Source organism: Tissierella sp., assembly GCF_052089545.1.
Classification (GTDB): Bacteria; Bacillota; Clostridia; order Tissierellales; family Tissierellaceae; genus Tissierella_A.
Map to the genome: position 1 here is coordinate 1 of NZ_JBQDAA010000140.1, position 6,414 is coordinate 6,414.

Here is a 6,414-nt window from a genome sequence, read left to right on the forward strand (position 1 = left end):
AAATAGATTGAAATCACTAATCTAGTTATTTATAATCTAGATTAGAAGGAGGTATTATGTTTAAATTAATGGATGTCACTCTCAGAGAATGTAGCTATGTAGTAAATAATGCATTAACTAAATCTGAATCAAAAAAATTAGTTCATGAACTAAACAAAGCAAAAATTGACTTAATTGAAATCGGTTATCTAGGTAATATTTCTAGGGATTCTGGTGTAGAAAAATGTGACTCTGAGTACCTAGACTTTCTGACTGATGGAGAAATTCTGAATTGGGAAGGAAAATTTTCGGTTATGATTAATCCTGAAAATTTTTCTCAATCAACTGCTGAGATTCTAGCTGATAGACGTATTGGAATGGTCCGATTGACAGTTACAAAAAATAACTTAGAGCGAGTAAAAGAAATTGTCAATTCTTTATCGAAATATAATATTGCTATTAGTACCAATTTAATACGTGTCAGTCGTCTAGGTCATAAAGAATTAAATGAATTGGTAAATGAGTTGGTTGATACAAATACAGACATCATATATTTAGCTGACTCAAATGGAGCGATGCTCCCAGAAGATATTAAGAAGATGTTTTTTTCGTTAAAACATTTAATTATGAAAAAAGGAGACAAACAAAAGTTAGGTTTTCATGCTCATAATAATTTGGGAATGGCAATTTCAAATGCTCTGGCAGCTATTGAAGTAGGGTGTGATTTTATTGATGCAAGTATTTTGGGATATGGGAAATCTTCTGGAAATCTATCACTAGAATTACTATTAAGTCTAATGAGAAGACAAAATTTCATTTACAAATGGAATATTACTAAAATTTTGTCACTAGCAAATCAATTAACAACTGTTGTAAGAAAGTCTGGCTTTTATCTCTCGCAACCTGAAGGTGCGATAATTGGTATGAAAAATATGAATTTAGATGAAGTACAAGAAATTTATAAGTTAAAAGGTATTTCTTCTTTATTAGACAAGGAAAACAAATGATGAATAGAAAGTGGTATTACAAAATCGGTAACGGTAACAACATAGTCCTCATATTACCTAGAAAAGATGGAAATGAGATGTCTGTTGGTGAGTGGGAAAAGCTATATTTAACTTTGGGGGCTAACTTTACTTTGATCATTATAGATATTCCGGAATATTTATATAGGAGAAACAATTCTACATTTCCAAAAACAACAGATTATATGGCTGATGTCTTAAATAATATTTTGGTTAATAAAAAAATAGATAATATTAAAGTGTTAATCGGAGTATCTTTAGGAGGTATGATTGCACAAAAGTTTATTTACAAATATTCCGAGATTCCTACTATCTTCATTTCAACGATAATTAAATCTAATTTAAAAGTACAAACTGTATTTAATAGCTGGAAAAACAATTTACATTTTATAGGAGAGAAAGGATTTAATGTAAATTTGGCTTCTTGGGTAAAAGGGGGAATACTAGAAGAAAACTCATTAAATCAATCCAAAGATTTTTGTGTAATCAAAGAGGAACTATCTTTAGAAGCAATTTCGAGCCACAACTTTAAAGAAGAAAATACTATAAGTAAAAAAGAAACTCTTGTAATCTTCGGTAAAAATAGTCCATTGATAGGAATGGATGAAACGATACCATTCACAGACTTCTTTAAAAATATTACAATTTGTCCAATAGCAGACTCCGGAATGAGGGTTCTGGAAGAAAATCCAAAAAGTAGTTATAAAAAGATTAAACAATTTATTGAGGAGAATTCATGAAATCAATTGCAGTACTACCAGGGGATGGAATCGGTATTGAAGTTATGGAAGCTTGTGTTCCAATTTTCAAAGAGTTAAATCTTGACATTAAACTGAAATATGGAGAGATTGTGTGGAAATGTTGGATAAATTCTACAAATCCAGTACCAAATGAAACATGGAATCTTATTAAGAATTGTGACGCAGTTTTAGTTGGTGCAATAACAAGCAAACCTAAGCATGAAGCAGAACAAGAATTAAAAGTAAAAAGCAATAACACCACTGATTATGTATCACCTGTAATACAATTACGACAAAAGCTACAATTATTTGCTAATGTCCGACCAATAGTTTCATTAATAAACAACAAAAGTTTTGAAGTATATATTATAAGAGAAAATACTGAAGGATTGTATAGTGGTTTAGATTTTAATCCAATACCTGAACCATTAGAAAATTTTATTAATGAAAGCACCTCTAAATATAATAATAAACTAAAAAATGGAGCTGCTACTATTAGAATTATCACAGAAGAAGGATTTAATAGATTATTAAAGTTTAGTTCTGAGTGGGCCTTAAAACACGGAAAAAGCAATATTGTAATTGCAGATAAGCCAAATGTTTTTAGAAACTCAAGCGATATTATATTTAGACTAATAAAAAAATATTCACTAGACTACCCAATGCTAAACTATACTGTAGAAAATATTGATGCAGTAGCAATGTGGTTAGTAAAGAAACCACAAAAATATGAAATCGTAATTTGTGAAAATCAGTTTGGTGACATCCTGTCTGACGTAGGAGCTGCTGTAATGGGAGGACTAGGGCTAGCTTATAGTGGAAATTATGGACTCAAAGAGACAGCCTATTTTGAACCCGTTCATGGATCGGCACCAAAATATTCAGGTCAAAACAAAGTAAATCCCATGGCTATGTTCTTGAGTATCGCAATGCTATTAGATTTTCTAGGATATAAAGAAGCAAGTCAATCAATCCAGAAAGCTGTTGAATATACAGCGAAAGACAAGAGGTTTTGTACCTTTGATTTATCTGGAGATGCCACACTAAGTGAATCCGCTAAACACATTATTGAGGAGGCCGTAAAAATCTATGGAAATTCATGATAAATTAAAAGATTTAAAAACACTTGATACTGCAGCAATTTCTGATGCTCTAGATAGTCTCAATATTAATGGAGGTTTGACTGGGATAACCCCCCAGACAGAAAAATGCAATTTGGTAGGACAAGCATATACTATTCAGTACATTGAGCCTACTGAATCAGAAAAGAAACAAAAGAATGCAGCGAATTTTATCGATGACATACCTGAAGGATACATACCGGTATTGGCTAACAATGGAAGAATGGATTGTACTGTTTGGGGAGATATACTTACAGATGTTGCTATTAAAAAGGGGATCCCAGGAACCGTAATTGATGGACTTTGTAGAGATATAAGGCACATCAGAGATTGTAGTTATAAAATGTTTTCAAAGGGAGTATTCATGCAGTCTGGAAAAGGAAGAACTGTAATGTCGGCAAGTAAAGTAGCCGTGAAGATAGGAGAAGTACATATAAAGTTCGGTGACTATATTCGAGGCGATGAAAATGGTATCGTAGTAATTCCTCAAGAACATGTCGACCAAGTCATCCAAATGGCAAAAATAGTAGTAGCTAAAGAAAAGAAAATACGTAATATGATTAAAAAAGGAGAAAGATTGGATATTGCCCGAGAGACATTTAATTACAGCCATGCTTGGGAGGATAAGGATGAAATTTTTTGATTTGCATACCCATGCAGCACCTGATTTATATCAAAGAAGATATACCGTTGATTCTCTAGAAAAAGAACTAATTGAATCTGATAGCTTTGCTGTTTTTAAAAGTCATACTAATTCAACAGTTCCACTAACACTTAATTCCAAACGAATATTCGGTTCCATTGTTTTGAATGAGTTTCAAGGAGGATTGAAATTACCACCTGTTGTATCCCAATTTATCATAAGCCAGAAACCATTCATTATTTGGATGCCAACTTTAACTGGTTATGTTTCTCCTTCTATAAAGCAAAAAAAATTTCATTCTGCTTTAGATTTTGATTATCCTAGAAATCAAATTTCAATAAATGAAAAACTAAAGTCAAATGTAATCGACATTTTAAAATTTGCTGGTGAAAATGGTATCCCTGTTGCTAGTGGCCACTCTAGCAAAACAGAAGTTGAATTACTACTTCATGAAGCTATGAAATTTAATGTAAGATTGATTGTTACTCATCCTTTTTATAAATTAACTAACTTTTCTGTTGAAGAACTATATAGGATGTCAAAAAGATATCCAAATATTTATTTTGAATGTAATATTTTAATGAACTTTATCAACAAGGGAACAATAAAAAGAGATATTGAATTAATTGATGCTGTCGGTCAAGACAGAGTATTTATAGCTTCAGACTTAGGTCAGACTAATAGAATGACCGTTAGCGATGGGTATGATTACTACTTCAATAAATTAACTTCATATTCAAATTTCTCACAAAATATTTGCAATGATATTTTCTATTTCACGCCAAAAAAAATCCTTTTCGGAGAAAAAAATCTAATATGGAACCTTTAATTTTTAATACCTCGATTGCTAAGAAAAAACCATCAAATTCAAATGAATGTCCATTTTGTCATTTAAACCAATTAACAAATATTATTGATAAAAATGATGGATTGATTTGGTTAGATAATAAATATAATACAATCGAAAACACCTATCAGACATTAATAATTGAATCTGAAGATCATTACGGAGATATTTCAAATTATAGCTACGCCTATAATAGAAGAGTGATTAACTATATTATTAAATCTTTTCTAAAATTGAGTAACCAATCTCGTTTTAAAAGCGTAGCAATGTTCAAAAACTATGGACCATTATCTGGTGGAAGTTTAAGGCACCCACATACTCAGATTGTGGGATTTGAAAATAAAGACATCTATTCAGAGATCAGTGAAGAGTCTTTTTTAGGTTATAAAATTTATGACAACAAATACGTCTCCGTAAATATCTCAACTAAACCTACAATGGGTTATTGCGAATTTAATATTAAATCTAGAACTTCCTATATTGACAAAACATCTGATGTTATTAAAGATGTAGTAGGATTTATCCTTAAAAAATACTTCAATAAATCTTGTGATTCGTATAATCTTTTTTTCTTTCTTCAAAATAACAATCTGATTTGTAAAGTAGTCCCTCGTTTTATAGTTTCCCCCTATTATGTTGGCTATAGGGTTTCACAAGTCAACAATACTGAAAGAATTAAGGATATAAAGTATGAATTTTTAAATTATGTTAAGGAGTGTCATTTTGAAAAATAGATTTTTTAAAGGAATACTTAGTTGTTTGATTGCAGGGAGTGTTTTTGGTGCTCAATGGCCCATTGCAGGAAGTGCACTACAAATCGTGGACCCCTATTGGTTTACATTAATAAGATATCTTATAGTAGCCTCTATATTAGCAATTATATTATTTTATAAAGAAGGTAAGGAGGGATTTAAACTTAATAGAAAGGAATTTCCCAAAATACTGTTTTTGGGAACAATGGCCTTCTGTGCTTATAATTTTTTGGTTTTTGCAGGTCAGAAAATAGCTGGAATTCAGGGTACAATTTTAGCATCCTTATTGATGGCACTAATTCCAATGGTTTCAATCTTAGTATTATGGATTACAAAGAAAGAATTTCCTGGTTGGAGAACTCTTTTTCTTGTTTCCATTTCTTTAGTAGGAGTAATTCTAGTAGTTACTAAAGGTAATCTATCCATCTTTAAAAATCAAAGTACATTATTACAACCAGTCTTTTTAATATCCCTTAGCGTAATCGCGTGGGTACTATATACAATAGGTGGTGCTGAGTTTAAAAATTGGTCTTCATTAAAATACACAACGCTTAGTTGTTTACTAGGAAATATTAGTTCTATTTGTGCTATACTGTTACTACAACATTTGAATATTTCACACATCCCTTCCCTTTCAAATTTATTAACCATTAAGTGGCAATTGTTATATATGAGTGTTTTCTCAGGAGTAATTGGAGTACTTTTGTGGAATATTGGGAATAAACTGTTGACTCCTCAAAATGGCTCTCTATTCATGAATCTTGTACCAATCATAACCTTCTTGATTGAAATAATGTTTGGATACAAGCTCACCAACGTAGAACTCATTGGAGTTACTATGACAATACTAGCCATCGTGTTAAATAATCTTTTCCAAAGAAAGCGAATTACGTGATCCAAAATGACAGTAACTATTTACTTTACGGAATCTCTTCTAGATAATCTATCAGAAATTAATAAGAATTGTTTTAGCATATACTCTCCGCTAAATGAAGTTTTGGGGAGCCTACATGTATTGCTAAATCCAGATGGCCATGGACTAATGACTACATGGGCAAGCGAGACAAAACAAGTAATGGATGAGCAAATATTACAAGAATTGAACTACTTTTCTCCTTTTTATAAAAGTAAAATTCCCAATTTCTTTATCGAAGAAATTATTTATGAGGAATCTAGTATAGAGAAACAAATATCTTTACTTGGAACCAATCTTTTAGGGAAAGATAAGGGTTTGTTAATCAATGAACTAAAAGATTTTAAGGATTCAAAGCTAATGGAAGATCTAATAGAAAATGCGGATCTGGTAT

At 31.2% G+C, this 6,414-nt stretch carries 8 protein-coding genes; all 8 read left to right on the plus strand.

The window, feature by feature from the left end:
* Positions 1-56 precede the first annotated feature (56 nt).
* Positions 57-986: a 4-hydroxy-2-oxovalerate aldolase gene (locus ACTHW2_RS09645; RefSeq protein ID WP_084828676.1), complete on the plus strand. Its 930-nt coding sequence runs from the start codon at positions 57-59 to the stop codon at positions 984-986.
* Positions 986-1,744, plus strand: coding sequence for an alpha/beta fold hydrolase (locus ACTHW2_RS09650; RefSeq protein WP_442263723.1), 759 nt, complete (start codon positions 986-988; stop codon positions 1,742-1,744). Before ACTHW2_RS09645 ends, ACTHW2_RS09650 begins: the two co-directional genes overlap by 1 nt.
* A complete protein-coding gene (locus tag ACTHW2_RS09655) occupies positions 1,741-2,847 on the plus strand; it encodes an isocitrate/isopropylmalate family dehydrogenase (RefSeq protein ID WP_442263724.1) in 1,107 nt (368 codons plus the stop codon). Before ACTHW2_RS09650 ends, ACTHW2_RS09655 begins: the two co-directional genes overlap by 4 nt.
* Positions 2,834-3,508 (plus strand): RraA family protein, encoded by a 675-nt coding sequence (locus tag ACTHW2_RS09660; RefSeq protein ID WP_084828679.1) that lies wholly within the window; start codon positions 2,834-2,836, stop codon positions 3,506-3,508. Before ACTHW2_RS09655 ends, ACTHW2_RS09660 begins: the two co-directional genes overlap by 14 nt.
* Positions 3,495-4,337, plus strand: coding sequence for a DUF6282 family protein (locus ACTHW2_RS09665; protein WP_084828680.1), 843 nt, complete (start codon positions 3,495-3,497; stop codon positions 4,335-4,337). The genes ACTHW2_RS09660 and ACTHW2_RS09665 overlap by 14 nt, the downstream gene beginning before the upstream one ends.
* On the plus strand, positions 4,325-5,089 hold the full coding sequence (locus ACTHW2_RS09670; protein ID WP_084828681.1) for a DUF4931 domain-containing protein: 765 nt from the start codon (positions 4,325-4,327) through the stop codon (positions 5,087-5,089). Before ACTHW2_RS09665 ends, ACTHW2_RS09670 begins: the two co-directional genes overlap by 13 nt.
* Complete coding sequence (locus tag ACTHW2_RS09675; RefSeq protein ID WP_084828682.1) at positions 5,079-6,002, plus strand: DMT family transporter; 924 nt, start codon at positions 5,079-5,081, stop codon at positions 6,000-6,002. The genes ACTHW2_RS09670 and ACTHW2_RS09675 overlap by 11 nt, the downstream gene beginning before the upstream one ends.
* 6 nt (positions 6,003-6,008) lie before the next feature.
* Positions 6,009-6,414, plus strand: a 406-nt coding sequence (locus tag ACTHW2_RS09680; protein WP_442263725.1) for a DUF5937 family protein, incomplete at its 3' end; no start/stop codon positions are given.